Source organism: Micavibrio aeruginosavorus, assembly GCF_051245535.1.
Lineage (GTDB): Bacteria > Pseudomonadota > Alphaproteobacteria > Micavibrionales > Micavibrionaceae > Micavibrio > Micavibrio aeruginosavorus_D.
The window spans coordinates 2,064,918-2,088,704 of sequence record NZ_CP195303.1; the positions used below are offsets into that span (position 1 = coordinate 2,064,918).

Genomic DNA, 23,787 nt, shown 5'->3' on the forward strand with positions numbered 1-23,787 from the left:
GAGTCCGGCCCCATTTTGCCCCCGCTGACCCCTCTGAATCACACCGGCTTGCCACCCTGTTAAGATCTTTTTAACGAATGGGCTGGAGTCGGGGATGGAATCGTTACCAAAGCGTTAATACAGCTATTGGCGTGTTAACACCCTTGTGAATAAGTCGCGGGATAGAATGCAATCCCCATAATTCACAGGACCTACTATCTACTAAAACCCTTTTAAATTTCTTTATTAAAGTTATTGTTCACTCGATTGGACAGTCTTGAGCCAAGCCAGAAATCTCAAAAAAGCATGCGAGCCGATGATCAGCCAGACCCAGATCCAGAACAGCCGTTTACCGGGCCAAGGAAAGCCGCTGATCCGTGCGTTGACCGGTCAGGCGCAAACGGTACCTCCGCTATGGCTCATGCGACAGGCGGGCCGTTATTTGCCCGAGTACCGCGAATTGCGAAAGCAAGCGGGCGGGTTTTTGGATCTGGTTTACAATCCAGCCTTTGCGGCCGAGGTGACGATCCAACCCATTCGCCGGTTCGGCATGGATGCCGCCATTCTGTTTTCCGATATTCTGGTTATCCCACAGGCGCTGGGCCAGCATCTGGAATTTCGTGAAGGGGATGGGCCGCGTCTGGACCCGATCCGATCCGCGGCGGAGATGGGGCGGTTGTCCTTCGCCAGTTTTGAAAAAACCCTGTCCCCGATTTACGAAACCATCCGCACCGTGCGGGCGCAGTTGAACAGCGAAGGGTTTTCGGACACTGCGCTGATCGGCTTTGCGGGCGCGCCGTGGACGATTGCGTGCTACATGGTCGATGGCGGTGGATCGCGCGATTTTGCCGAAACGAAAAAATGGGCCTACAGCGACCCCGAAGGGTTTGGGCAACTGATCGACCTGATCACCGAAGCCACCGCATCGTATTTGATCCAGCAAATCGATCACGGGGCCGAAGCCGTGCAATTGTTCGACAGTTGGGCGGGCGTGTGCGATGAAACCTTGTTCCGCCGCTATTGCATTCAGCCCGCAAAAACCATCGTGAATTTGATCCGCGCATCGCACCCGGACATTCCGGTGATTGGCTTTCCGCGTCAGGCGGGCCGCCTGGCACTGGATTACGTGCAAGGCACGGGCGTCAACGCCATCGGCATTGACCAGATGGTGCCGACGCGCTGGGCGGCGCAGCGTTTGCAGCCGCTGGCGTGCGTGCAGGGCAATTTGGACCCGGTCTGTTTGCTGGCGGGCGGTGATGCGATGCGCGATAATGTGCAGGCCATTTTGGACAATTTGTCCGGCGGACCGTTCGTGTTCAATCTGGGCCACGGCATCATCAAGGAAACACCGCCGGACCATGTGGCGCAATTGGTTTCACTGGTGCGTGAATATTCTTCAGGCAAAGCGTAAAGACCATGACACAGGAAAAAATCGCCGTTGTTTTGTTTAATCTGGGCGGGCCGGATAAAGCGGAATCCATTCGCCCGTTCCTGCTGAACTTCTTCATGGATAAAAACATTATCCGCGCGCCGCTGCCGGTCCGCGCGTTCATTGCGCGATCCATTGCCAACAAGCGCACGAAGAACGAGGCTGGAACGTCATACGGGTTTCTGGGCGGGCGTTCGCCGTTGCTGGAAAACACACAAAAACAGGCCAATGCCCTGCAAAATCACCTGCAACACACACAGGGCGCGAAAGACTGGAAATGCTTTATCGCTATGCGGTACTGGCATCCGATGAGCGATGAAACCGCCCGCGCCGTGGCCGCGTATAATCCGGAGCGCATCGTTCTGGTGCCGCTCTATCCGCAATTTTCAACGACGACAACATGGTCTTCTTTGCAGCAATGGCGCAAGGCGGCGGATGCCATCGGGCTGGATAAACCGGAAAGCCTGTTGTGCTGTTACCCCACAGAAGAGGGCTTTGTGCAAGCGTCGGCCAAGCATGTGCGCGCGGCGTATGATGCGGCGATTGCCGCCGGACACCCCCCCCGAATTTTGTTTTCCGCGCACGGCCTGCCCGAAATCGTTGTCAAAGACGGCGACCCGTATCAATGGCAATGCGAACAAAGCGCCGCCGCGATTGTCCGTGCCGCTGGGCTGGACGATGCCGATTGGATGTCCTGTTACCAAAGCCGTGTGGGCCGCCTGAAATGGATTGGGCCATCGACGGATGAGGCGCTGGAGCAAGCGGGCCGCGATAAAGTCGGCGTGATTGTGTATCCGCACGCGTTTGTCAGCGAACACGTGGAAACATTGGTTGAAATTGAAATCGAATATCGCCACAAGGCCGATGAATTGGGTCTGCCCTATTTCGCGCGCGTGCCCACCGTGATGGATGCGCCGGATTTTATTGCCGGATTAGCGCGGCAAATTGATTTGCGCCTGAGTGGTGAAAAAATCGCCGCGCACGACAATCAGCCACCCATCTGCCCGGCGGAATTTTCGCAATGCTGCCAACGGCGGGGGCAAGATCTCATCAATCACAAATCACAACAGAAAGCCGCATAAATGGCCTCTTTCCTGCTGACCTATTACCTCTGGATCAAGGCGTTGCACATCATCGCGATTATCGCGTGGATGGCGGGGATGCTGTATCTGCCGCGGCTTTACGTGTATCACGCCGATGCGCCCAAGGGATCGAACCAGAGCGAAACATTCAAGGTGATGGAGCGCCGTTTACTGCGTTTCATTATGAATCCGGCGATGATTGCATCGCTGGTGTTTGGCGTGCTGATGATCTGGGCCAACCCGGATCTGATGAAACAGGGATGGATGCACGCCAAGATGGCCGCCATTATCCTGATGCTCGGTTTGCACGGCGTGTTTTCAAAATGGCGCAAAGTGTTTGAGCGCGACGAAAACACCAAGCCGGCAAAATTCTACAAAATCTGGAATGAAGCCCCGACGCTGTTGATGGTCATTATTGTCATTATGGCGGTGGCGGAGCCGTTCTAAAAACGCACAAAACCCAATAAAAACCCCGGATCTTGGTCCGGGGTTTTTTATTTTAGTGAACGTACAAAACCGGGGCTGGCGTGGTGCCAAAGCCTTTGCGCGGTTCTTCCGCTTCCAGCGCAGCCAGAATGTCGCTGACCGAATAGGTCACATGCACCATGTCATTGCCCATGCCGTTTATGATGTCCCAGACATGGCGGTAAAGCTGATCTTCGTTGGCATAGTTCATCATGGCTGGAAGCTGGGCCACAATGGCCGGGGCGTTTTGCAGGACATTGCGGGCCTGCTGGCGGAAGGCGTCGGTCAATTCATAGGTGCCGGACATGGCCGCGCCCGCATGGGCCCGTTCGGGGGTGTTGTCGACCCGCGTGTTTTTCTGCGCACCCGCCGCGCTGAGCAGGGCGACAAGGGCATGCGGATTGGACGCGCGAACGCTCAGCGCCGTGACATCAACAACCAGATGGTCCGGGTTGTTTTTGACGCATGGATTGTCCTGAATATCGCTGAGCGTCATGTACAAAGCGTGGCGATTGATTTCGGCCATATCGCGCGTGGGGATGAAGGTGATGGACGTCCAGCCCTGTTCATTCGTTGCGGTATGAACCTGCATTTTGCGGGCACCGGATAGGTGGCCGAGCAAATCACCAAAGGACGCGGCGATCATTTTTTGGGCGGTGGTTGGTTTTTGGGCCTGATCGTTTGTGGTCATGGTTGTCCCTCCCTTGGTTTTTTATTTTTTATTTAATGGATGCGCAGTACGGGCACGGTTTCGTCCTTCTGCTTGCTGGTCGCGCTCAACGCGGCGCGGATTTCGCCGACGCCGTAATGCACGATGCTGCGGTCGGCTTCTGGCGCGCTGACCAAATCCCAGATATGGGCATAAAGCGCGCTGGTGCTGTCATAGGTTTTGGTTGCGGGCACCAGCAGCAGCAGGTTGGGCTGGTTTTCCAGCATGAATTGAACGGTTTCCTGAAAAACCGCACTCAGGCTTTCGTGCTGGCCATCATCGGCGTTATCGACGACCAGGCCGCGTTCATTCGCAATTTCCTGCAACAGCACCAGAAGGGCGGGCAGGGTTTTGGCGCGAATGGTCAGGGCCGCGGCCTCGACCACCAGATCGTTGGGGTTGTTGCGGACGGAGGCGTAGTTTTGCATGTTGTGCAAAATGTGGAACAGGCCGTGGCGCAGGGGGCGGCCCTTGGCATCGTTTTCATTGCCGGGCAGGGCGGTCAGGGTATAGCGGCCATTGTGATCGACCTCCTGCCGCATGGGCAGGCCGTTGGCTCCGGTCAGCACAGCCAGCACCCGGCCAAAATCGAGAGCCAGCATGCCGAAGGCGAGATCGGATTGATCTGTCTGGTGCGTGGTCTGTGTTTTGGCTTTTACGGTCATTGCGGCGTACCCCTGAAAAATATTATGGGAACTATGCCGACGGGGCCCGGCCCTGTCAATAAAAACCACCCCGCAAGGGCGCGGAATTTAATCAGGCGGCACAAAAGCTTGACGCACCTGCCCCTTTTGGGTATAAAAGCCCTGTCTTTGACGAATACATCCCACACATTGCCGGTTTTTTTGAGACGCCTTCACGACGAACAGCCTTGGGCCGTCTTTTGATAAAACCAGTGAATAGCGGCCAGTGAACAGTGGTGCGGCCGCAAGCAAGACAGCCAGATGGCCGTTTAGACCAGACCGGGATCAAGACAAAATTAACAACCCCATGGAATAATTGAGAAACGGCAGCTCGAAAGCGCCATCAGGATTTAAAAAACGGACGCCAGACCCCAGATTAACCAAGCGGGTCGCCCACATCCCCCAGACTTTTCCCTCTCAGAGAATTTTTTCAGCTTAACCAAGCCAACTAAGGTGAATGTTGCATGAACCTGCAAGAACTGAAAACCCGTTCCCCAGCCGAATTGCTCGCTTTTGCCGAGGAGCTGGGGCTCGATAACTGTAACACCATGCGCAAACAGGACATGATGTTTGCCATTTTGAAGCAGCTTGCCGAGGAAGGGGTGCCCATCGCGGGTGCCGGTGTTCTGGAAGTGCTGCAGGACGGATTTGGGTTCCTGCGCTCCCCGGAAGAAAACTATCTGCCGGGCCCGGATGATATTTACGTCTCCCCCTCGCAAGTGCGCCGTTTCGGCCTGCGGACCGGGGATATTGTTGAGGGCGAAATTCGTGCCCCGAAAGATTCCGAACGCTACTTCGCCTTGCTGAAGGTTGGCTCGATCAACGGGGAGGGTCCGGAAAAGATCCGCCACCGTATCAACTTCGACAACCTGACCCCGCTTTATCCGGAACGGAAAATCAAGCTGGAGCTGATGGACCCGACGAAAAAGGGCATGTCCCAGCGTGTGATCGAACTGGTCAGCCCGCTGGGTTTCGGCCAGCGTGCCTTGATCGTGGCCCCGCCGCGGACCGGTAAAACCGTTTTGATGCAGGACATCGCCCATTCCATCGCCACCAACCACCCGGAAGCGTATCTGATCGTTCTGTTGATCGACGAACGCCCGGAAGAGGTGACGGACATGGCCCGCTCGGTCCGTGGTGAAGTTATTTCCTCCACCTTCGACGAGCCGGCGGCCCGCCACGTTCAGGTGGCCGAGATGGTCATGGAAAAGGCCAAGCGCCTGGTCGAACATAAACGCGACGTGATCATCCTGCTGGATTCCATCACCCGTCTGGCCCGTGCATACAACACCGTTGTCCCATCATCCGGTAAAGTGTTGACCGGTGGTGTGGATGCCAACGCCCTGCAGCGCCCGAAACGCTTCTTTGGTGCGGCCCGTAACATTGAACAGGGCGGATCGCTGACCATCATTGCCACGGCCCTGATCGAAACCGGATCCCGTATGGACGAGGTTATTTTCGAAGAATTCAAAGGCACCGGTAACAGCGAGATCGTTCTGGACCGCAAGATTTCCGACAAGCGCGTTTTCCCGGCCATCGACATTCAGAAATCCGGCACCCGGAAAGAAGAATTGCTGGTCGACAAGGGCACTTTGTCCAAGATGTGGGTTCTGCGCCGTATCCTCAACCCGATGGGCACCACCGATGCTGTCGAGTTCCTGATGGACAAGATGAAGGACACGAAATCAAACGACGATTTCTTCCAGGCCATGAACCAGTAGAAATTTTTTCTATCAATCCAATTGTGAAAACGCCCCGGCAAATTCGGGGCGTTTTTTTGTTCTGCGAATTTGTGCCACACGGTAAGTGCAGCATGCGCCCTGTACATTAGGGTGACACAATCTCGCCACAGGCGAATTTATATAAAATTGTCCTTTGTTTTTAATAAGTTACCGATCAATTTCGAAACGAAAGGATTGGACGGAAAACCGCGGCGCGCCGTAGGATAATAAGAGGTAGTGTATCTCTTCTTTCATTTCTCGCGCGCTTTGTTGTACCGGACCGTTCTGGCCCGATGCCTTGGCCTGCGACTTTTTTTCAGTGGTGGGTATCATGTTGAAAATCTCCTTATCTCGTATCTCCCCTTTTTATCGGACCTCGCGTGGCGTTCGCGCGCCGGTGTCCGCACATGACATGATTAAAAAAATTGCTGTGACCTTTGTGGTGCTGATGTTTATGGCGCTGCTGCTGACCCCGGCCAAGGCGGCGCGGGCGTTTGAAACCAGTTCCCCGACCAACACCGAGGCGGGGGCCATCATGCCGTTTTCGCTGAAGCTGCCCTTGCCGACGGCGGATGGATGCCAGCCGTTATTGTATAAATCGACGGGTGAAAATCCGGCCTATGCCATGGATCAAACGCGTCGGTCAGAGGGTGAGTCCGGGGCGGTGTCCGTTGTGGTGGGGCTGCGTTTCGCGTTGGGGTCGGAACCCAAACGCCGCACATCCCGCAATGCGCCCCCAGCCGAAACCATGGCGTTTGGCGCATGGACGGTGCGCGATGATGGCGTTGGCAATTCACAGGCGCTGGCCCTGTCGGAATATCGCCGTTGCCGCGCGCAGTTGCAGGATCAGCGTTAATCCTGCGTATCCCGCACACCAATAACAAAATCCCCGCCGGCATTGTTGTGCGGCGGGGATTTGTTGTTTTCAAATGGGAGCGCGAATTATTGCGGCCCGTCCAGTTCCCGTCGCATGACACGTCCCGCCCCTTGCGCCATCGCAAATCCGGCCAGTCCGCCACAGGCGAACAGGAAGGTGCTGAGAATGGTGATCGTGCCCCGCTGCCCGGCGGCCCGGTTCACGGCGGTTTGTTCGGTGTTCAGGCAGGCCAGAAACGGCCATTTGTGCAACGTTCCGCCGTCTGTGCTGGCGGCGTAGCAATGGCCGATGGATGTGGGCAGCGGGCCTTCGCGTTCAAATTCCAGCCGCGTTTGCACGCGGCGATAATCAGCCTCGGTGCCTTGCGTTTCAGAAAAACGATCGGCAAAATTTTGAATCTGGGCGGCGTTTGACCATTGCGCCATCAGCGTGGGCACGCTGTATGCCGGGCCGATCACGGCGGCGCTGGCCGACAGGCCAAACACAAAATTGCCAATGGCTTTAAAACGAAAAGCGCTGCGAAGTCTTTTGGGGTCCATTATAGCGGGCCTTCCAGTGTTTTGGTGATTTTGGCTTTTAATGTTGCGTGTTCATCGCGCAAGGTGACAAGCGCCTGTTTGTGGGCTTTGTGGCGGCGATACGCGCCGGGCATGGCATACAACGAGGCCAGAATAAGAAAGCCCAAAAACCATGTCGTCGGGTCGCGCACGATACGGTCTTTCGCCTGTACGTGGTCATGCACGGGATCGTAGTCGTTCAAACATTTCAGGGCCGCATCCCCATCCAGAACATATGTTTTTTCAGCGGATGGGCGTGTGGTGTTCTGCTCCATGCAAGCCTTGTCCCGGGTTGTCGGGATGATGTGCTTTTGCAGGGTGTCATACGCCGCATAATCACGGGCGCTGGCGGCAAAGGCGGCGGTGAATGTTCCACTGGCGTTCTGGGCGTTTTCGTGCGCGGTTTTTTCGGCGGTCCCCTTCATACCCACCACAAGGGCGAAAGGTAAAACGGCTGTGATGAAGGCGAACCTTTGAAAATCGTCGCGCAGGGCGCTGCGGCGATCCAGTTCAGCCCGCAATTCGCGCAGCCGTGCGTAATCAGCGCGCAGGGACGGAACGTCTGTATGGACATCGTCGGGCGGGGTGTTGGACATTGTGCGGAACCTTTATCGGCGCGGGGTCATGGGTTTGAATGTTTCCACCGGAACATCCAGCAGCGCGGCTTTTTCATTCAGGTTTTGTTGATATTGGGCCGTGCCGTTTTTGACGGCGGTGTGAAGCCCTTGGCGCTTGGCAAAGAGCACCGCCGCCATGAAGGCGAACACCAATGTCACGCTACCAAACGCGGGGACAGCGGGTGTTACGACATCCGTGTCTTTGGCGGTGTTGTAGACTTGCAAAGTGGTTGCCGCTGCGGCCGCTGTGCTCAGGGCGGGGACCAGCGTCATGACATTGTAAAGGCTCAATCGGCGCACGCGTGTTTCATGCAGGCGGATTTGCGCGTTCAGCGTATCCAGCCGATCGATGGCGGCAGCGAAATCGATATCCGTGTCTGTGTTTGTATCGTGATCGTTTTGCATGATCTATTCCGGCTTGGGGTACAGTTTACGGACCAGTATTTCGCGTTCCGCAATCACGCCCGCCAACGCGGCGGATTGTTTTTGAATGGCCTTGTGTTGCAGGAAGGCGCGTTTGGCCAGCACCCCTGTTGCCAGCGCAAAAACCAGTGCCAGACCCGCCAGATCGCTGGGGGCTTCGTGCCGTTCCGACAGGCTGGTCAATCCATACAATCCACCGCAGGTCAGTGTGCTGAGGCCCGTGGCCCCGGCGGCTACGCTGGTCAGGTGATGGCGTTGCAGAAGGCTTCTGTAATCTTCCAGATGCGCGTTCAGCGTGGACAGGCGATCGTGGTCGTTCTGGGGGTGTGTGTGTGTCATTTACAAATCCTGATGCGTGTGGGTTTTGATGCGCGCGTGCAGGACGTGGAACCGGGCCACGTTTGTCTGGTGGGCGGGCATGGCGTCATCAACGGCGTGCCGCAGGCTTTTGGCCTTGTACAGCAAGGCGGTGGCGCACAAGGCGAAGACGAGGCTGACCGATCCTGTGACGGCCAGAAAACCGTCTTTGGTGTCGTTGGTGGTCAGATTGGTGTGAACCGTTTCGCTGTAAAAAGGCGCGGCCCCGGCTGCGGCTGTGATGGCGCAGGCCGCGCTCGACACGAGGCCGTTGGTTTTGCATTCAAAACGGCGGCGTTCCAGTTGCGCCAGTGTTGTGAAGCCTGCGCGCAGCGCCTTGATCTCGGCGGCATCGCGCTGCAAATCCTGCATCGCGGCGGCGTGTTCCGGTTTGGCGTAGGCGGGCATACCCTGTTCCATGGTCTCTGTCCTTTGTTTTGATTTTCAGCGTGAGACGGTCCGCACCCTAGGGCTTAGGGCTGCGGACCGTCAAGAGAAAGCGTATATTAGGGAAATGTTATAGCTCTGGCCCTGTGGGGCGCGTTTGCCGGATGGGGCCGGGCAAGGCTTCGCCGTTATACAGCGGGTTGTTGCGGATGGCTTTGCACTGTTTCTGGTGGGGGGCGATGTGATCCTTAAAAACTTTAAACCCCCGAGAGAAAGCGATCCCCGCTCCTGCAATACAGAGCAGCCATGGAACAGAGACAAAGTCGCCGCCATCCTGTTGGTTCAGCGTGTTGACTTCATCGGCCAGACATTTTTGCACCAAGGTGCCATGGACGCTGCCCGCACTCGCGGGGTCGTTTGTGTATTTTTTCCAGCAGGCTTCGCCCTCAGGCAGGCTGCGCAAATCCATCACCGCCTGTGATGTGTTGGGCAGCGGTGCATCCGCGCCCTTGAAGGTTGCAGCCAGATCCGCCACCGCGTCCTTCTGCTTTGATAGGGCCTTTTGTTCAGGTGTTCGGCGGTTAAACTGCACGGCGCCGCCTTGAAGGCCGACAAAGGTAACAGCGCTCAGGCTGACGATGGTGTAGGCGCGGCGGATCGAATATTGATCATTTTTGTGCCAGGCAATTTTAATATCATGATCGAGGCAGAGGCGCCCTACTCTGTCATCGGCGGGTTTGGGCGGTTCAACCGTGACGATGATGTCCGATGTTTCCAGTGACGGATTGCGCGGGGCCTGTTGGTCCGTGCGCGGCGCGGTGTAATAATGATGAGGTTTTTTCGCCATGGTTTAATCCAATCTGGGCGCGGTTGGAGTTTGAGCGTCGCGCTGTGCGGTGAGGCAGGCCAATTCCTTTTTTTCATCGCGGTGTATTGCCGCAATCCACCCGAAAAACACGAGTGAGATCATAAAAAGCCCCGAAAAAATGAGATAATCGGGGTCCGCTTGAACGGGATTGTCGGGGATATCTTGAATTTTTGTGCCGATGCAACTGCCCAGCATTTGGGTGTTGATTGTGCCGTTGTCCGCGGTGTTGGTCGTATATTGCGCCCAGCACGCCGCACCGATCTCTGTGCTGCGGGCATCAAGGATGAAGGGGGTTGTATTGGCGACGTTTGCATCTTGCGCGCGCGCGATGTCATAGGCAGGCATCAGCCGCTTCTTCTGCGCCACCGCTGCGTTGATGGTGTCCGCCTGCTTCTGAAATTCGGCGGCGGGGGTGGTGATATTGTGATAAAAGCCATAACCGCTCATAGATAAGGGAAGTAACGGCACGGCGTATAGAAAAGGCGTTGCGCGCGCGCTGAGTTTGGTGTGAAAAATCGCTCTTTCCAGCTCCTTCCGCTCTTCCTGCGTTGTGGCGGGTAGTGTGACGATGATGTTGTCATCACTCCATGTCGGAATGATTTTTTCATCCGTGGATACGGGCGTGGCGCCATCCGCAAAGGCGGTGCGGGAGGTTGGGCGCGGTGGTGGGCATGAATCGGCGACCATGATTTTTAGTCCTTATCCAGTTTCAGGGTGGGTTGCGTTCTTTTGAACGGGCCGGGCAAGGGCTGGCCGTTATATTCCGGGTTGCTGCGAATGCTTTTTTGCAGCGCTTTGATGGGTTTGTTTTCGACGTAGGCTATTATTTTTCCGATTCCAAACATCACAGCCATGGTTCCGGACAGCCACAAGGCCATGTCAGGGGAGCCTGCGTTACTGTTGAAGTCTTCGTAGACAAGGGGAAGATATTCGTCGCCCAGACATTTATGCAGCGTCGCCGTTTGAATGGAGCCGGCATCGGTTGGGGTGTCCGTATATTTTTTCCAGCAAGCTTCGCCCTCGGGAATGGCGCGGATATCCTGTACGACCTTGGTGGTGTTGGGCAAGGTGACATTCAGGTCTGCAACACTGTGGTACGCATCGGCCAGCCGTTCTTTTTTCGGTTTGTTTTGTTCTTTGGCCGCTTCTTTCGCGGCCTCGGCAGCGATTTCCTCCGGGGTCGGCAGGTAGAAATAGACGGACACCCCGGTCACGCTAACGCTGAGGGCGAGGCCGGTATCCATGAAAAGACGCCCGCGCATGGCGTCGATTGATTTCGCGGTTGACAGTGCGACCCAATCGCTTTTCAGCTTCGCACGGTTATTGTCTTGGTTTTGCGTGGCCAGCTCTGTCGCGGGCGGTGGCGGGGCCGCCGTCACGATGATGTCATCCGTGTTGATCGGGGCCGCTGGTTTGGGCGGCTCTGCTACATCGTTGAGCAGTTTTTTGAATTCGTTGCGGGTCATGGCGTGGTCCTCTATGGCCGCGGCTGGTGCGTGATGCGCGCCGTCTTCTTCGAAACGGTTGCGGAGCGACGGGGCTGTGCGTCGTGGTCCGGATTGTGGATTGGTCATGTTTTGCCCTATAAATTCTTATGAAAATATGGGGCAATGTAAGGCCAGTGCGGCCTGTGAGTCAATAAATTTGCATAATTATGATTATTGAAAAATTATCATTTAAAATCAACGCGTAAGCGCGATGACCCAGTCCGGTGTCCCGGTACCCAGGGCCAGCGTCAGGCCGATGATGCCGATGCAGGCCCCAAGGGTGCAACCCCAGGCGGCCAGCCCGGTTTTGCCGGCGCGGGGCATGAATTTCTTGCGTTTGTCCGGTGGGATCATTGGGCGGACCAGATCGAGGATGCGGGCGCGGGTGACAAAGCGGGCCGCATGGGTCAGGCCATAACCGAACAATCCCGCCCACGCGCAATCCACCACGGCAGAAACGAACAAGGGGGCGGGAACCGGGGGCATCGCGGCCCAGAAGGTTCCGCGCCAGCCCCCCATAAACCACAGCGCGTAAAACCCGCCCGTGAGGGCCGTGCCCGCCGTCAGTGTCATGATGCGCGACAAACGGGTCAGGCGGGCCAGCCCCTGCGTCGACAGGGTGACCAGCCGTTCAATTGCATCGCGTTCAATCCCGGCGGTGTAGCGGCGACGCACCATGGCAAACGCCTTTTTCGGGGGCAGGGTGGCAGCGGCCAGCAGGGATGTGGCGATGATTTTTGTGCGGGCGGATTCATGCAGGTTGTTTTTGACACTGAACCCGCTGGCGGCCTGTACCAGCCGTTCAACGCCCGGCGTAATCAACCGTTCAAGGAAGGGCGGGAAATGCAGCAATTCGCCGTTAAACCCCAGCATCTGGCCAGACAAAACCTCATCCCCCAGTTTGAAGCGGATCATGCCCCACGGCAGGCGGGCGTGATAGGGGATGATCACCTCGTCCCGGATATGTTCAGCGGTGCGCAGTTCTTTCTGCCACGCCTGTTGTTCGTTCCCCTGCAACACGAACAATTCGGCATGGGCGTCGGACACCAGCGTAGGGCCGTATGAATCGATCATCGGCGGCAGAGAGACGGGCAGGTCATAGAGGTCATAGGCGAATTTGGTCAGCGCATCAAAACTGACATAGGCAATATCGCTGATCCGGCCAGACGCATTGCACTGCGCGCACCCAACGCGGCCCGTGCCGGTGCAGGGGCGGCATTTCATCTGCCCCGTCTGGTGGCAGGCCTGGCACCCGATGATGCGTTTGCCGTGGCAGCGGTTACAGGGCGAATTTTGGTTGGTGCTGGGGTTGCGGATCACGCCGTCCCCACGGCACACCGGGCAATTCAGCGTGCGTTCCCCGCGGCAGCGATTGCACGATAAACGCCCGTCACCATTGCACGGACGGCACGCCAGCTTGCCCGTGCCGCTGCAGGGATTGCAGCTATTATGATGCACAAAACTTTTGTTCAGGCGGTCGAGTTTGATGACCAGATTATTGACGGCAAACCCCTTGTCCGCACGCTTTTCCAGCACTTCGATCGCGTAATTGACGATGATGTTGTTGCGGGTGGTTTTTTCCACCTCGGTCTGAATCCGCATATGCAGATCGGCGGTGGAGCCCACCACTTCGGCATTGCCCTGTTTTCCGGGCACAGATTTGTGCGCGATCTGGTGGCGGATTTCGAACAGGGTGCGGGCGTCGAAATTGATGATGGCCCCGTCAAAGCCCTCCAGCATCACATCTTCGGCCTTGGCCCCGTTGCCATGGACCAGCGCCTTCATCCGTTTGGTGGCCAGCGCCAGCAAATGCGCATCGACCGGATCAATCTGCAGTGGTTCGCCCTCTGGCCCGATCATCAGGGCCAGCGTGGCGTCGGTAAAGAGCGGACGGCCCGTCTGTGGATCGACGGGGCCGTTATAAACGGGGCTCTCGCTGGGGGGTAATCCGGTCATGCGGTCCGCTTATGCCGCCGCTGATTTTTTCAGGGCTTTTTGCAGGAAATCAGCCGTGCGGCCATTCGCCAGATCGGCGGACGGGCCATCGAAATGATCGCCATCGATGCGCGCAAAGGCGTGGTTCACGCCCGGATAGGAATGAATGGTAATCGCCGGGTTGGCGGACAAAGCGGATTTGATTTTCGTCTGGGCATCTTTGCTGACGAATTTGTCTTCTTCGGCAATGTGCATCAGCAGTGGGGTTTTAATGCCCTTGCCCTCGGCCAGCATGTCGTCCAGCCCGACGCCGTAATAGGACACGGACACATCCACCTTGCTGCGTGCGGCCATCAGATAGGCCAGCTTGCCGCCGAGGCAATACCCGACGCAGCCAACCGCGCCCGTGGAATGGGCGTGGCCGCGCATGGTGTGCAATGTGGCACGCAAATCTTCAACACCCGTATCCACATCGAAACGGTTATACAGGTCAAAGGCTTTTTTCCATTCGGCTTCGGTTTTATCGGTGATATCGACGCCCGGTTCCAGACGCCAGAACAGGTCCGGGCACACAGCCAGATAGCCCATTTCCGCCATGCGGTCGCAATGTTCGCGCATATCCGCGTTCACGCCGAAAATTTCCTGAACCATAATCACCACCGGGGCGGGGGTGACGGCCGGGGTGGCGATATAGGCGGTGAAGGATTGACCGTCTTTGGTCGGAATGGTGATGGTGGACATGATGGGGAGCCTCTATTGAAATTGTTTGATTAAAAAACGACACACACGAAGACGATACCGTGCCTTGGGGGACAGGAAAAGTCCTTGCTGAAAGAATTGCGGTGAAGGGGGTGGTGTGTTATGGAATGACCCCATTGCACAAGAAAACATAGAACTGAGGCTATTTTGATGAGCGATTCCAATCCAAAAACCGAGATCGAGTTGCTTAAGGACGTGATGGCCAAGCGGGAGACGCGTTATCTGCGCCTGCTGGGGCTGAGCTTCATGATCACCTTCGCCGGTGTTGCTGGAACGAAGTATTTCAAGAACGAAGCCGAAGATTTGCAAAAATCCAACGCCGACCTGTCCGCGCAAAACACTGTTCTGGCCGCTGAAAACAGCCGCTTGCAGGGCGTTGAACAAGACAATGCAATGCTGCAGCAAAGCATCGCCCTGCACCGCGCCGCAGACGACACCTCCACGCTGATTTTGAAAGCAGATCAGATGGCCAAGGATACGGTTGCGTTGTGCCAGAAGGAGAACAGCAAAGGGCGCTGGACGCACGATGAAACCGCCATTTTTGTTGAAGGCATGGGGTCTTATTACCAGCGCCAGCGGGTTCCGGTGTCCGAGACACTGGCCATGCTGGACTATCTGCAGCAAAACAACATTCGCGTGCTTGAGCGGAATGATCTGGGCCACGCCGGCGGTGTTCTGGCGCATCTGTTCAACAGCCCGACCTATGGCAAGGCGATTGCGGTTCAGTATATGACTTTTGGCGACGGGCTCACCGCGCTGCGCGCGCTGGTCGCCGATATGCAGGCGGGCACGCTGAACGTACCGGAAGGGCGCGGTCTGGTCGTGGTCAAGGAAGAGCAGGACGATCAGAAAGCGTATCCGGAAGGGTACAAAATCACCCGCATCGATGTGCCGCTGGGCAGCGATAAAATCGTGCTGAACAAGGATGGCACCGATTACCGCGTCAAAATTGCCACGCGCCCGTGCCCGCAATAAAAACGGCCTTCCCTTTGCCCGTTTAATCACTATCCTGTCAAAGCGGCTCAACCGGGCCGCTTTGATCGTTTTTGCCATCATGGAAAGGATAAGCGCCATGAAAGTTGAGTTGGAGATTGAGTGCACACCGGAAGAAGCGCGTGCGTTTTTTGGCCTGCCCAACATTGCGCCGATGCAGGACCGCATGATGAAGGAAATGGAAGACCGTATCCTTGAAAACATCCGCAATCTGGACCCGGAAACGCTGGTCAATACGTGGATGCCAATGACGATCAATAGCTGGAACGAAATGCAGAAAATGTTCTGGTCCCAGATGGGCCAGTCGATGCCGAATATGCCCGGCATGCCGGGATTTGGCACCCCGCCGGATGACGCGAAAGCGAAAAAACCCGCAAAAGACAAGTAATCGCAGACCATGACTGACCCCGCGCTGACACAGACAATCTTCGCCCTTGCCACGCCCCCGGGGCGCGGTGGGGTGGCGGTTGTACGGGTGTCGGGGCCGTTGGCGCATCAATCGGCACAGGCGATTGCGGGGGAAAAACCACTGACCCCGCGAATGACGACGCTGCGTTTGCTGCGCGATCCGGCCAGCGGCGCGGTTATTGACCATGCCATGGTGATTGGCTTCACCGGCCCGGCCAGCTTTACCGGCGAAGACGTGGTGGAATACCACCTGCATGGCGGTCCGGCGGTGGTGCGGGCGATGCTGGAGGCACTGAAAACACAAGGCGGCCACCGCATGGCCGAGCCGGGGGAGTTTACCCGCCGCGCTTTTGAAAACGGCAAGATGGATTTAACCGCCGCCGAAGCCATTGCCGATTTGATCCATGCCGAAACGCAATTGCAGGCCCAGCAGGCCTTGCGCCAGATGGATGGGGCGCTGTCTAGCCTGTATGAAGGCTGGCGCGACCAATTAAAACGGGCCTTGGCGCATCTGGAGGCCGATCTGGATTTCCCGGATGAGGATTTGCCCGATGGCGTGGCGGAGCAGGTAACGCCCGTCCTGCTTGATCTGATCGAGGATGTGCAGGAGCATTTGAACGACAACCGCCGCGGCGAACGCTTGCGCGATGGCATTCATATCGCCGTGATTGGCGCGCCCAATGCGGGCAAATCATCGCTGGTCAATGCGCTGGCCAAGCGCGATGTGGCGATTGTGTCCGATCAGGCGGGCACCACCCGCGATGTGATTGAGGTGCATCTGGATCTGAACGGTTATCCGGTTATTCTGGCCGACACGGCAGGCCTGCGTCCTGATCAAATTGGGACCGAAGGGGCCGATGCGATTGAAGGCGAGGGCATTCGCCGCGCGCTGGCCCGCGCCGAAAGTGCCGATATCCGCATGCTGGTGTTTGATGCCACGGACGACACAATGGATGCCCATACGCTGAATTTAGTCGATGAAACCTGCATTATTGTTGCCAATAAGGCGGATGCGAATGGGGCACGCCCGGTGGATGTGACAGGCTATGATACCGTTGAGGTCTCGGCCCGCACGGGGCAGGGGATGGATGGGTTGATCAATGCGATGATCGCGCGGCTGGAGCAGGTGGTGGGTCGCCGCGAGGCCCCGTCACTGACCCGCGCGCGCCACCGCGAAGCACTGGAACAATGCCACGATCATTTAACCCGCGCGCTGGTCGCGCCGCTGCCGGAATTGATGGCGGAGGATGTGCGGCTGGCTTTGCGCGCGCTGGGCCGCATCACAGGCCGCGTTGACGTCGAGGATCTGCTCGACGTCATTTTCCGGGATTTCTGTATCGGGAAATAGGCCCCGGGAAATAAGCCCCAGGGAATAAGCCCTAGGGCTGTGGCTGCTGCTGGAAACAATAGGCCGGGACATTCTGTTCCCGCATGAAGCGCAGAAAATCCTGTGCCGTTTCACCCGCGCAATCCTTTGATGTCATTTCATAGACCAGCGTGTTTTGATCCAGCGTGGTTGTTGGGGCGGATTCATCGGGCCCGCTGACCACCGCGTTGAAAATGGTATCAATGCTGGGGGTGGCTGTAATCACGGCGGCGTAAAGCGCCATCGCCGCCGCCTGGCCTGCCACATAGGAGCGGCCATGGTTTTGGGTGAATTGTTTGTTGTTTTCGCTGAACGCCTGCTGGGCGCGGCCAGCGCGGTAGGTCAGGTACCCACATGTGGCGGCGAGGCTGGCCGTTACACCGGCGGCGGCGAAGGCAAGGATGGGCGTGACGCCGCCCAGCATCCCCAGCATCAGGGAAATCGTTCCGCCATTGATCAGGATGGGCGCAATGGCATAGCCGGAGGCAACACCAACGGCCATCAGGGCGCCACTTGTCACGCCCATGGAGAATGAAGCCAGCGGGTTGCTGTTTAAAAAATCGCGGGTTTTGCTGATCAGGGTCATTGTCTTTTCTCTCTCAAAAGCGGGGGCAATAAGTTACGGCACAAATTTTGGCAGGCACATGAAAACAGTTTTTTGTTCCGTCAAAAAACGTTCCATTTCTTTCGCGCTTTCACTGTCACAATCTTTGGATTCCAGCACGTAGATCAAATTGTCCGACGGCCCGGAAACATCGGTGCCATCGGTGTTTGTTTGATCAGTCTGTTGTGTGTTTTGTGGCTCTTTCATCCGCGCGGCTTCGCGTTTTTGCGCGATCTCATTGAACGCCGTTTTGATCGGGGCCGGGATCATGTGGGGGGTGGCATGGGCCAATCCGAAGGCAAGGGCGATCGGGGCAGCCACGGCCCCGACCATCTTGGTGACGCCGTAACCCGGCAGGGCGTTCCATGCCGCCTCTCCGCGTTTGCAGGCATATTGGCCAAGCGTGAGAGATCCGCACATGGTTGCCGCTGTGGCCCCGAAAGCAACCAAAGTGCCCACGACAGAGTCCACGATGACGGCAGCCGCAATCGTAACCCAGACACCAATCGCCGCCCCGACAAACGCGAAGGTGCAAAGGGTCGCGCCCACAGTCAGCAGCAGCCCGGCCTTGGCCCCTTTGATCAGGGCTTGACCATCTTGTGTGTGGCCTTGTGTGACGGGCGGGGTGTTCGGGGTATTGTGTTGGGGCATGGGGCCTGTCCAAAAAATTAAAAATTGCAGTGGTTCATTGCAGGGGCGGTTATAGGCCGCAGCCCTAACCCTGTCCAGAAAAATATTCCCATAATTCTTGACGTTCAGGTCGTGCGGGGCGTATAAGCGGGGGAGATTGAATTGGACCGAAAGGGGCCGACCCATGATTTTCACATTGCACCGCCTGTTCACCCGCAAGGGGTTTGAGGGGTATAGCGCGTTCCATCATTACAGTGACGTGGCGATCAGCGCCGTGGCCGCGACCACGCTGGCGATCAAGGCGTTGAGTGAAGGGGACCCGGTATCGGCCAAGGATGCGTTCGAGACGGCGGCTTATCTGGGGTCTGCCGTTGGGGCGGCGGCGTCATGGCGCACGGCGCTGTTGAGTGAACCGAGCAAGAGCCGGGCTGGTCTTTTTACCGCCAAGTTTTTTGCCGGGACTGCTTTGGCTGTGGCGCTGTCATCGGGCCTCAGCACCGTTGCCGCCGATGCCCATGAGGTGCAGGCCATGCGCATGGCGGCCCAATGGCACCAGATGGCGGCGAAGCAGCCCTCGGCATTGGCCGATTGTGGCGCGCGGGTCAGTGGGCCGAGCCGCGTCTATCTGGTTCTGAAATGCGAGAAGATACCTTTCCCGCAAACCATCGCGCTGTAAGCGTTTTCGCATCAGCAAAAACTGGAATTTTATCCACAGGCGGGATATAAGCGCCCGATGGACACCAAGATCATGAAAACGGAATTCGATGTCATTGTTGTGGGTGGCGGGCATGCGGGCTGTGAAGCTGCTGCGGCGGCTGCGCGCATGGGCGCTGACACGGCGTTGGTCACGCACCGCGCCGACACGATCGGGGTGATGTCGTGCAACCCGGCTATCGGCGGTCTGGGCAAGGGCCATCTGGTGCGTGAGATTGACGCGCTGGACGGGGTCATGGGTCGCGTGATCGACCAATCGGGGATCCAGTTCCGGGTTCTGAACGCGTCTAAGGGCCCCGCCGTGCGCGGCCCCCGGGCGCAGGCCGACCGTAAGCTCTACCGCGAAGCGATGCAGGCCTTGCTGGCCGACTATCCCAATCTGACGATTATTGAAGGCGGGGCGGATGATTTGATCCTTGACCCTGTATCTGGCGCGGTTGCGGGCTTGAAAACCCTTTCTGGCCAAGAGCTTAAGGCGAAATCCGTGGTGCTGACCACGGGCACGTTCCTGCGCGGGTTGATCCACCGGGGCGAAGAGCGCATTCCGGCGGGCCGCGTGGGCGAAGCCCCGGCGGTTGGTCTGGCCCAGACATTGGAGAAGCTCGGCTTCCCGCTCGGCCGTTTGAAAACCGGAACCCCGGCCCGTCTGGATGGATCGACCATCAACTGGTCCATTCTGGAACCCCAGCATGGCGACACCCCGCCGGTGCCGTTCTCATTCATGACGGATGAAATCCGGGTGCCACAGGTGCCGTGCTACATCACCCATACGACACAGGCGACGCACGATATCATCCGTGCGAACCTGCACCGCGCCCCGATGTATTCAGGCGCGATCAAGGGCACGGGCCCGCGTTACTGCCCGTCGATCGAGGACAAGGTCGTCCGCTTCGCCGACAAGGAACGCCACCAGATCTTTCTGGAGCCGGAAGGGCTGGACGACAACACCATCTATCCGAACGGCATTTCCAACGCCCTGCCGATTGAAGTGCAGGACCAGCTTCTGCGCACCATCCCGGGGTTGGAAAATGTTGTGGTCAAGGAATGGGCCTACGCCATTGAGTATGATTATTGCGACCCGCGCGATCTGGGCCCGACGTTGGAATCCAAGCGCCTGAGCGGCTTGTTCCTGGCCGGGCAGATCAACGGCACGACGGGCTATGAAGAGGCTGGGGCCCAAGGGTTGATGGCCGGGGTGAATGCCGCCCTGAAAGCCGAAGGGCGGGGCCGGACCTTTATCCTCGACCGGGCTGAGGCCTATATCGGGGTTTTGATTGATGATCTGATCAGCCGCGGCGCGCCCGAGCCGTACCGCATGTTTACCAGCCGGGCGGAATACCGCCTGACCCTGCGCGCCGACAACGCGGACCAGCGCCTGACCGATCGCGGTCTGGGGATTGGCTGCGTGTCTGTTTCACGTGAAACACATTGGGCGGCGAAGAAGGCGGCTTTGGAATTGGGCCGGGCGCTGGCCCAAGAACTGCGGGCCTCCCCGAATGTTCTGGCTGAGAAGGGCTTGCGCGTGAATATGGACGGGCAGGTGCGTTCGGCCTATGACCTGCTGCGCTACCCGGATATTGACTGGGTGACATTGTGTGGGGTCTGGCCGGAGCTGTCTGTTATCAGCCCGGCTGTGGCCGAGCAGATCGGGATTGATGCCCTCTATGCCGGGTATATGGACCGGCAGGAAACCGACATTGCCGCCTTCCGCAAGGATGAGGCGTTGGTTCTGCCTGTGGATCTGGATTACACGGGCATTGGCTCGCTCTCCACCGAAATCCGGCTGAAGCTGCAACAGGCGCGGCCTGTCACGTTGGGGGCTGCGGCCCGCATCCCGGGTGTGACCCCGGCGGCGGTTGTGGCTTTGCTCCGCTTCGTCAAGCGTGGTGGGAAACGCTCTGACTCTCAAGACCAAGAAGACCGCGATGTCGCTTAATCCCCTGATCATCCCCCCTGTTTCACGTGAAACAGAGGATAAGCTGTCCCGGTACCGCGCTCTGCTGGAAAAGTGGCAGGCGGCGATCAATCTGGTCAGCCCGTCCACGCTGCGCGAGGCGGAGACCCGGCACTTCAAGGATTCTCTGCAGGTTCTGCCCTTGGTCCCGGCCACGGCCCGGACATTGTATGATCTGGGCAGCGGGGCGGGGTTTCCGGGCTTGGTTCTGGCCATCGCCCGTCCGGAGCTGGCTGTGACGCTGGTGGAATCGGACCAGAAGAAATGTTCCTTCCTCTCTACCGTTTCACGTGAAACAAAAGCCGGGGCGGTTGTCGCCAATGAGCGGATTGAGGTGGCCACCACCAGCCGCCCAGCCCCGGACGTGATTACGGCCCGCGCTCTGGCGGCTTTACCCGCTTTGCTGGATCTCGTGGCCCCGTGGGTGGCCGCCAACCCGGCCATCACCCTGATCTTCCCCAAAGGCGCTCGCGCCGAGGAAGAAGTGGCTGAGGCCCGCAAAAACTGGGCCTTTGACCTCGTCGAACACCAAAGCGCCACCGACCCGGCGGCCCGTATTTTGGTACTGACCGCGATCCAGCGGCTTTAAGCTGTCATCCCGGCCCCCCGCCTTCGCGGAGGATAAACTCCAGCCGGGATCTTCATCCTTGCTGGTGGAAGACTCCGGCCTTCGCCGGAGTGACGACAATTTGAAAGATTTCTTGCCAAAAAGTTTGACGATCATCGACTCGTTCGTGCATGATCGGCGCGCTTAAGAATATCAATTGAACCCCCGCTTGAGGAGCGTATCAATGACCGAACAGGTTGTGCCAACCCCGAAAATTCCCCGTATCATGGCGGTTGCCAACCAAAAGGGCGGCGTGGGTAAGACCACGACGGCGGTCAATCTGGCCACTGCCATGTGCGCGGTGGGCAAGACGGTCCTGCTGGTCGATCTGGATTCGCAGGGCAATGCCTCCACGGGTCTGGGCATCAAGCGCGTGGATATCCGCCATTCCAGCTATGATGTGTTGTTCGGTGAGGTCGCGGTCGAAGATGCGATCATGCAGACCAAGGTGCCGAACCTGTCCATCGTTCCATCCTCGATCCATTTGTCCGGGGCGGAAATTGAACTGGTGGATGTTGAACGCCGCGAATATTGCCTGCGCGACGCGCTGCGCCAGAACTTGCCGTTCGACTATATTATTATCGACTGTGCCCCGTCGCTCAGCCTGCTGACCCTGAATGCACTGGTTGCAACCGACACGGTGGTGGTGCCGTTGCAATGTGAATTCTACGCGCTGGAGGGTCTGAGCCATCTGGTTAAAACCATCGAACGCGTCCGCAAGGCCTTTAACCCGACGCTGGATATTCATGGCGTTGTCCTGACCATGTATGACCGCCGCAACAACCTGTCCAGCATGGTTGAAAATGACGTGCGTGAATTTTTCGGGGACAAGGTGTACCGGACGGTTATTCCACGCAACGTCCGTGTGTCCGAAGCGCCGTCTTTTGGTCTTCCGGCGATTGTCTATGATATGAAAAGTCCGGGCGCAACCGCCTATATTCATCTGGCCAGCGAAGTGCTGAAACGCGAACGTACATTGTTGCGCGAAGCGGCCGCCAATGAACAGCAACTTATTGAAAATAAATCGCAAAACACAGAAGTGAAAGGGGCTGCATGATGAGTACAGCACGTCGTGGTCTGGGCCGGGGTCTCTCCGCTCTGTTTGATGATGAAGAATTGGTTGGCCCGTCTGGTGCGTCTGCATCGGCTGCGCCGTCTGCCGCTCCGGCGGCTGCGGCATCGGGTGCGTCCACTGGGCGCGTGACTTTGTCCGTGACGCAATTGATCCCCGGTCCGACCCAGCCGCGTCATGTTTTTGATGATGCCACGCTGAAAGAGCTGGCCGAGTCCATTTCCGCCCATGGCGTGTTGCAACCGTTGTTGGTGCGTCCGTCGAAAGTGAAAGCCGGGTCCTACGAAATCATCTGTGGTGAACGCCGCTGGCGCGCCTCCCAAAAGGCGGGCCTGCATGATGTGCCGGTGATCATCCGCGATCTGGATGATACGCAGGCGATGGAAATTGCCCTGATCGAAAACATCCAGCGTGAATCGTTGAGCGTTCTGGATGAGGCCGAAGCCTATATCCGCCTGATGAACGAATTTGGTCACACGCAGGAAAAGTTGGCCGGTGTTGTCGGCAAAAGCCGCAGCCACATCGCCAATACGATCCGTCTGATGGGCCTGCCGGAAAATGTCCGCAAGCTGATCGCGAAGGATGCGCTGACCGCTGGTCATGCACGGGCGTTGATCACGGCGGCCGATCCGGAAGCCCTCGCCCGCGTGGTGGTGGAGAAGGGTCTGTCGGTCCGTGAAACCGAACGTCTGGCCGCATCCGCCGAAGGCAAAGCCGGAAGCGCAAAAGCCAAAGCCGCGAAGCCGATGAAAGATGTCGACACCCGCGCGCTGGAACAAGACATCAGCGAACGCCTCGGCATGAAAATGTCGATCGACCTGAAAAGCGCGACCAAGGGGTCGGTGAAGATCAAATTTGACGATCTGGACCAGTTGGATGTGATTGTGCAGAAACTGGTCGCCGCCGGTGGCCGCGTTCAATAACCACAAGGGTTTTTCGCGCATCGCGACCGACTAAAATTTGTGCAAAAAGGGTGCAGCATAAAATCTGCGCCCTTTTTTGTGCCCTGCGTATGGCGACGTGTCGCAGGGTTTTAGACGGTTTTTATATTATTTTCCACAGATGTTATTCTAAATAAACCCATTAAAATCAACCTTTTATAAT

Annotated in this window: 27 protein-coding genes; 13 read left to right on the forward strand and 14 right to left on the reverse strand. The window is 57.6% G+C overall.

The window, feature by feature from the left end:
- Positions 1 to 295 precede the first annotated feature (295 nt).
- Genes hemE through hemJ form a run of 3 tightly spaced genes read left to right on the forward strand, consistent with a single transcriptional unit; the run spans position 296 to position 2,937 of the window.
- Positions 296 to 1,390 (forward strand): uroporphyrinogen decarboxylase, encoded by a 1,095-nt coding sequence (gene hemE, locus ACSC94_RS10010; RefSeq protein WP_435640696.1) that lies wholly within the window; start codon positions 296 to 298, stop codon positions 1,388 to 1,390.
- A 5-nt stretch (positions 1,391 to 1,395) separates the two neighbouring features.
- Positions 1,396 to 2,490 (forward strand): ferrochelatase, encoded by a 1,095-nt coding sequence (gene hemH, locus ACSC94_RS10015; RefSeq protein WP_435640697.1) that lies wholly within the window; start codon positions 1,396 to 1,398, stop codon positions 2,488 to 2,490.
- Positions 2,491 to 2,937, forward strand: coding sequence for a protoporphyrinogen oxidase HemJ (gene hemJ, locus ACSC94_RS10020; protein ID WP_435640698.1), 447 nt, complete (start codon positions 2,491 to 2,493; stop codon positions 2,935 to 2,937).
- A 52-nt stretch (positions 2,938 to 2,989) separates the two neighbouring features.
- Here hemJ and ACSC94_RS10025 read toward each other — a convergent pair whose 3' ends face one another.
- Together ACSC94_RS10025 and ACSC94_RS10030 are read right to left on the reverse strand one after the other, a co-directional pair.
- Entirely contained in the window at positions 2,990 to 3,646 is a 657-nt protein-coding gene (locus tag ACSC94_RS10025; RefSeq protein ID WP_435640699.1) for a hypothetical protein, read from the reverse strand.
- A 32-nt stretch (positions 3,647 to 3,678) separates the two neighbouring features.
- On the reverse strand, positions 3,679 to 4,329 hold the full coding sequence (locus ACSC94_RS10030) for a hypothetical protein (protein WP_435640700.1): 651 nt from the start codon (positions 4,327 to 4,329) through the stop codon (positions 3,679 to 3,681).
- A gap of 482 nt (positions 4,330 to 4,811) precedes the next feature.
- Between ACSC94_RS10030 and rho the strand changes: the two genes are divergently transcribed.
- Positions 4,812 to 6,068, forward strand: a complete 1,257-nt coding sequence (gene rho, locus ACSC94_RS10035; RefSeq protein WP_435640701.1) for a transcription termination factor Rho — start codon at positions 4,812 to 4,814, stop codon at positions 6,066 to 6,068.
- A gap of 412 nt (positions 6,069 to 6,480) precedes the next feature.
- A complete protein-coding gene (locus tag ACSC94_RS10040; RefSeq protein ID WP_435640702.1) occupies positions 6,481 to 6,924 on the forward strand; it encodes a hypothetical protein in 444 nt (147 codons plus the stop codon).
- Between the two features lie 86 nt (positions 6,925 to 7,010).
- Here ACSC94_RS10040 and ACSC94_RS10045 read toward each other — a convergent pair whose 3' ends face one another.
- The 10 genes from ACSC94_RS10045 to ACSC94_RS10090 all read right to left on the reverse strand — a co-directional run bounded on the left by ACSC94_RS10045 (position 7,011) and on the right by ACSC94_RS10090 (position 14,317).
- Positions 7,011 to 7,484 (reverse strand): hypothetical protein, encoded by a 474-nt coding sequence (locus ACSC94_RS10045; protein WP_435640703.1) that lies wholly within the window; start codon positions 7,482 to 7,484, stop codon positions 7,011 to 7,013.
- On the reverse strand, positions 7,484 to 8,098 hold the full coding sequence (locus ACSC94_RS10050) for a hypothetical protein (protein WP_435640704.1): 615 nt from the start codon (positions 8,096 to 8,098) through the stop codon (positions 7,484 to 7,486). Before ACSC94_RS10050 ends, ACSC94_RS10045 begins: the two co-directional genes overlap by 1 nt.
- A 12-nt stretch (positions 8,099 to 8,110) precedes the next feature.
- The gene (locus ACSC94_RS10055; protein ID WP_435640705.1) at positions 8,111 to 8,524 is read right to left on the reverse strand and encodes a hypothetical protein; all 414 of its coding nucleotides are present in this window, start codon (positions 8,522 to 8,524) and stop codon (positions 8,111 to 8,113) included.
- A 3-nt stretch (positions 8,525 to 8,527) separates the two neighbouring features.
- Positions 8,528 to 8,881 carry a hypothetical protein gene (locus tag ACSC94_RS10060; RefSeq protein WP_435640706.1) on the reverse strand — a complete coding sequence of 118 codons (354 nt, stop codon included), beginning with the start codon at positions 8,879 to 8,881 and terminating at the stop codon, positions 8,528 to 8,530.
- On the reverse strand, positions 8,882 to 9,319 hold the full coding sequence (locus tag ACSC94_RS10065) for a hypothetical protein (protein ID WP_435640707.1): 438 nt from the start codon (positions 9,317 to 9,319) through the stop codon (positions 8,882 to 8,884).
- 97 nt (positions 9,320 to 9,416) lie between these two features.
- Positions 9,417 to 10,133 carry a hypothetical protein gene (locus ACSC94_RS10070; protein WP_435640708.1) on the reverse strand — a complete coding sequence of 239 codons (717 nt, stop codon included), beginning with the start codon at positions 10,131 to 10,133 and terminating at the stop codon, positions 9,417 to 9,419.
- A gap of 3 nt (positions 10,134 to 10,136) precedes the next feature.
- Positions 10,137 to 10,841 (reverse strand): hypothetical protein, encoded by a 705-nt coding sequence (locus ACSC94_RS10075; protein WP_435640709.1) that lies wholly within the window; start codon positions 10,839 to 10,841, stop codon positions 10,137 to 10,139.
- A gap of 5 nt (positions 10,842 to 10,846) precedes the next feature.
- Positions 10,847 to 11,728 (reverse strand): hypothetical protein, encoded by an 882-nt coding sequence (locus ACSC94_RS10080; RefSeq protein ID WP_435640710.1) that lies wholly within the window; start codon positions 11,726 to 11,728, stop codon positions 10,847 to 10,849.
- 108 nt (positions 11,729 to 11,836) lie between these two features.
- Positions 11,837 to 13,597 (reverse strand): hypothetical protein, encoded by a 1,761-nt coding sequence (locus ACSC94_RS10085; protein WP_435640711.1) that lies wholly within the window; start codon positions 13,595 to 13,597, stop codon positions 11,837 to 11,839.
- 9 nt (positions 13,598 to 13,606) lie between these two features.
- Positions 13,607 to 14,317, reverse strand: a complete 711-nt coding sequence (locus ACSC94_RS10090) for a dienelactone hydrolase family protein (protein ID WP_435640712.1) — start codon at positions 14,315 to 14,317, stop codon at positions 13,607 to 13,609.
- A 168-nt stretch (positions 14,318 to 14,485) separates the two neighbouring features.
- Between ACSC94_RS10090 and ACSC94_RS10095 the strand changes: the two genes are divergently transcribed.
- From ACSC94_RS10095 to mnmE, 3 genes are all read left to right on the forward strand, one after another.
- Positions 14,486 to 15,310, forward strand: coding sequence for a hypothetical protein (locus ACSC94_RS10095; protein WP_435640713.1), 825 nt, complete (start codon positions 14,486 to 14,488; stop codon positions 15,308 to 15,310).
- Between the two features lie 97 nt (positions 15,311 to 15,407).
- A complete protein-coding gene (locus ACSC94_RS10100; RefSeq protein WP_435640714.1) occupies positions 15,408 to 15,716 on the forward strand; it encodes a DUF6489 family protein in 309 nt (102 codons plus the stop codon).
- A gap of 9 nt (positions 15,717 to 15,725) precedes the next feature.
- A complete protein-coding gene (mnmE, locus tag ACSC94_RS10105) occupies positions 15,726 to 17,084 on the forward strand; it encodes a tRNA uridine-5-carboxymethylaminomethyl(34) synthesis GTPase MnmE (protein ID WP_435640715.1) in 1,359 nt (452 codons plus the stop codon).
- Between the two features lie 31 nt (positions 17,085 to 17,115).
- On the opposite strand, the gene ACSC94_RS10110 is transcribed toward mnmE, so the two are convergent.
- Complete coding sequence (locus tag ACSC94_RS10110) at positions 17,116 to 17,688, reverse strand: hypothetical protein (RefSeq protein WP_435640716.1); 573 nt, start codon at positions 17,686 to 17,688, stop codon at positions 17,116 to 17,118.
- A gap of 33 nt (positions 17,689 to 17,721) precedes the next feature.
- Positions 17,722 to 18,357, reverse strand: a complete 636-nt coding sequence (locus tag ACSC94_RS10115; protein WP_435640717.1) for a hypothetical protein — start codon at positions 18,355 to 18,357, stop codon at positions 17,722 to 17,724.
- A 163-nt stretch (positions 18,358 to 18,520) separates the two neighbouring features.
- On the opposite strand from ACSC94_RS10115, the gene ACSC94_RS10120 reads away from it, so the two are divergent.
- The 5 genes from ACSC94_RS10120 to ACSC94_RS10140 all read left to right on the forward strand — a co-directional run bounded on the left by ACSC94_RS10120 (position 18,521) and on the right by ACSC94_RS10140 (position 23,606).
- Positions 18,521 to 19,012, forward strand: a complete 492-nt coding sequence (locus ACSC94_RS10120; RefSeq protein WP_435640718.1) for a hypothetical protein — start codon at positions 18,521 to 18,523, stop codon at positions 19,010 to 19,012.
- Positions 19,013 to 19,069: 57 nt separating this feature from the next.
- Complete coding sequence (gene mnmG, locus ACSC94_RS10125) at positions 19,070 to 20,986, forward strand: tRNA uridine-5-carboxymethylaminomethyl(34) synthesis enzyme MnmG (RefSeq protein ID WP_435640719.1); 1,917 nt, start codon at positions 19,070 to 19,072, stop codon at positions 20,984 to 20,986.
- Positions 20,976 to 21,593, forward strand: coding sequence for a 16S rRNA (guanine(527)-N(7))-methyltransferase RsmG (gene rsmG, locus ACSC94_RS10130; protein WP_435640720.1), 618 nt, complete (start codon positions 20,976 to 20,978; stop codon positions 21,591 to 21,593). Before mnmG ends, rsmG begins: the two co-directional genes overlap by 11 nt.
- Positions 21,594 to 21,795: 202 nt before the next feature.
- Positions 21,796 to 22,668, forward strand: coding sequence for a ParA family protein (locus ACSC94_RS10135; RefSeq protein WP_435640721.1), 873 nt, complete (start codon positions 21,796 to 21,798; stop codon positions 22,666 to 22,668).
- Positions 22,665 to 23,606 carry a ParB/RepB/Spo0J family partition protein gene (locus ACSC94_RS10140; protein ID WP_435640722.1) on the forward strand — a complete coding sequence of 314 codons (942 nt, stop codon included), beginning with the start codon at positions 22,665 to 22,667 and terminating at the stop codon, positions 23,604 to 23,606. The genes ACSC94_RS10135 and ACSC94_RS10140 overlap by 4 nt, the downstream gene beginning before the upstream one ends.
- Positions 23,607 to 23,787 lie beyond the last annotated feature (181 nt).

Bases quoted from the DNA above. Each gene is read 5' to 3' on its own strand.
- mnmG (WP_435640719.1), top strand. From the start codon at position 19,070: ATGGACACCAAGATCATGAAAACGGAATTCGATGTCATTGTTGTGGGT.
- hemJ (WP_435640698.1), top strand. From the start codon at position 2,491: ATGGCCTCTTTCCTGCTGACCTATTACCTCTGGATCAAGGCGTTGCAC.
- ACSC94_RS10140 (WP_435640722.1), top strand. From the start codon at position 22,665: ATGATGAGTACAGCACGTCGTGGTCTGGGCCGGGGTCTCTCCGCTCTG.
- ACSC94_RS10135 (WP_435640721.1), top strand. From the start codon at position 21,796: ATGACCGAACAGGTTGTGCCAACCCCGAAAATTCCCCGTATCATGGCG.
- rsmG (WP_435640720.1), top strand. From the start codon at position 20,976: ATGTCGCTTAATCCCCTGATCATCCCCCCTGTTTCACGTGAAACAGAG.
- ACSC94_RS10070 (WP_435640708.1), bottom strand. From the start codon at position 10,133: ATGGCGAAAAAACCTCATCATTATTACACCGCGCCGCGCACGGACCAA.
- hemE (WP_435640696.1), top strand. From the start codon at position 296: ATGATCAGCCAGACCCAGATCCAGAACAGCCGTTTACCGGGCCAAGGA.
- hemH (WP_435640697.1), top strand. From the start codon at position 1,396: ATGACACAGGAAAAAATCGCCGTTGTTTTGTTTAATCTGGGCGGGCCG.
- ACSC94_RS10080 (WP_435640710.1), bottom strand. From the start codon at position 11,728: ATGACCAATCCACAATCCGGACCACGACGCACAGCCCCGTCGCTCCGC.
- ACSC94_RS10075 (WP_435640709.1), bottom strand. From the start codon at position 10,841: ATGGTCGCCGATTCATGCCCACCACCGCGCCCAACCTCCCGCACCGCC.
- ACSC94_RS10090 (WP_435640712.1), bottom strand. From the start codon at position 14,317: ATGTCCACCATCACCATTCCGACCAAAGACGGTCAATCCTTCACCGCC.
- rho (WP_435640701.1), top strand. From the start codon at position 4,812: ATGAACCTGCAAGAACTGAAAACCCGTTCCCCAGCCGAATTGCTCGCT.
- ACSC94_RS10095 (WP_435640713.1), top strand. From the start codon at position 14,486: ATGAGCGATTCCAATCCAAAAACCGAGATCGAGTTGCTTAAGGACGTG.
- ACSC94_RS10055 (WP_435640705.1), bottom strand. From the start codon at position 8,524: ATGCAAAACGATCACGATACAAACACAGACACGGATATCGATTTCGCT.
- ACSC94_RS10060 (WP_435640706.1), bottom strand. From the start codon at position 8,881: ATGACACACACACACCCCCAGAACGACCACGATCGCCTGTCCACGCTG.
- ACSC94_RS10120 (WP_435640718.1), top strand. From the start codon at position 18,521: ATGATTTTCACATTGCACCGCCTGTTCACCCGCAAGGGGTTTGAGGGG.
- ACSC94_RS10030 (WP_435640700.1), bottom strand. From the start codon at position 4,329: ATGACCGTAAAAGCCAAAACACAGACCACGCACCAGACAGATCAATCC.
- ACSC94_RS10040 (WP_435640702.1), top strand. From the start codon at position 6,481: ATGATTAAAAAAATTGCTGTGACCTTTGTGGTGCTGATGTTTATGGCG.
- mnmE (WP_435640715.1), top strand. From the start codon at position 15,726: ATGACTGACCCCGCGCTGACACAGACAATCTTCGCCCTTGCCACGCCC.
- ACSC94_RS10045 (WP_435640703.1), bottom strand. From the start codon at position 7,484: ATGGACCCCAAAAGACTTCGCAGCGCTTTTCGTTTTAAAGCCATTGGC.
- ACSC94_RS10085 (WP_435640711.1), bottom strand. From the start codon at position 13,597: ATGACCGGATTACCCCCCAGCGAGAGCCCCGTTTATAACGGCCCCGTC.
- ACSC94_RS10110 (WP_435640716.1), bottom strand. From the start codon at position 17,688: ATGACCCTGATCAGCAAAACCCGCGATTTTTTAAACAGCAACCCGCTG.
- ACSC94_RS10050 (WP_435640704.1), bottom strand. From the start codon at position 8,098: ATGTCCAACACCCCGCCCGACGATGTCCATACAGACGTTCCGTCCCTG.
- ACSC94_RS10115 (WP_435640717.1), bottom strand. From the start codon at position 18,357: ATGCCCCAACACAATACCCCGAACACCCCGCCCGTCACACAAGGCCAC.
- ACSC94_RS10100 (WP_435640714.1), top strand. From the start codon at position 15,408: ATGAAAGTTGAGTTGGAGATTGAGTGCACACCGGAAGAAGCGCGTGCG.
- ACSC94_RS10065 (WP_435640707.1), bottom strand. From the start codon at position 9,319: ATGGAACAGGGTATGCCCGCCTACGCCAAACCGGAACACGCCGCCGCG.
- ACSC94_RS10025 (WP_435640699.1), bottom strand. From the start codon at position 3,646: ATGACCACAAACGATCAGGCCCAAAAACCAACCACCGCCCAAAAAATG.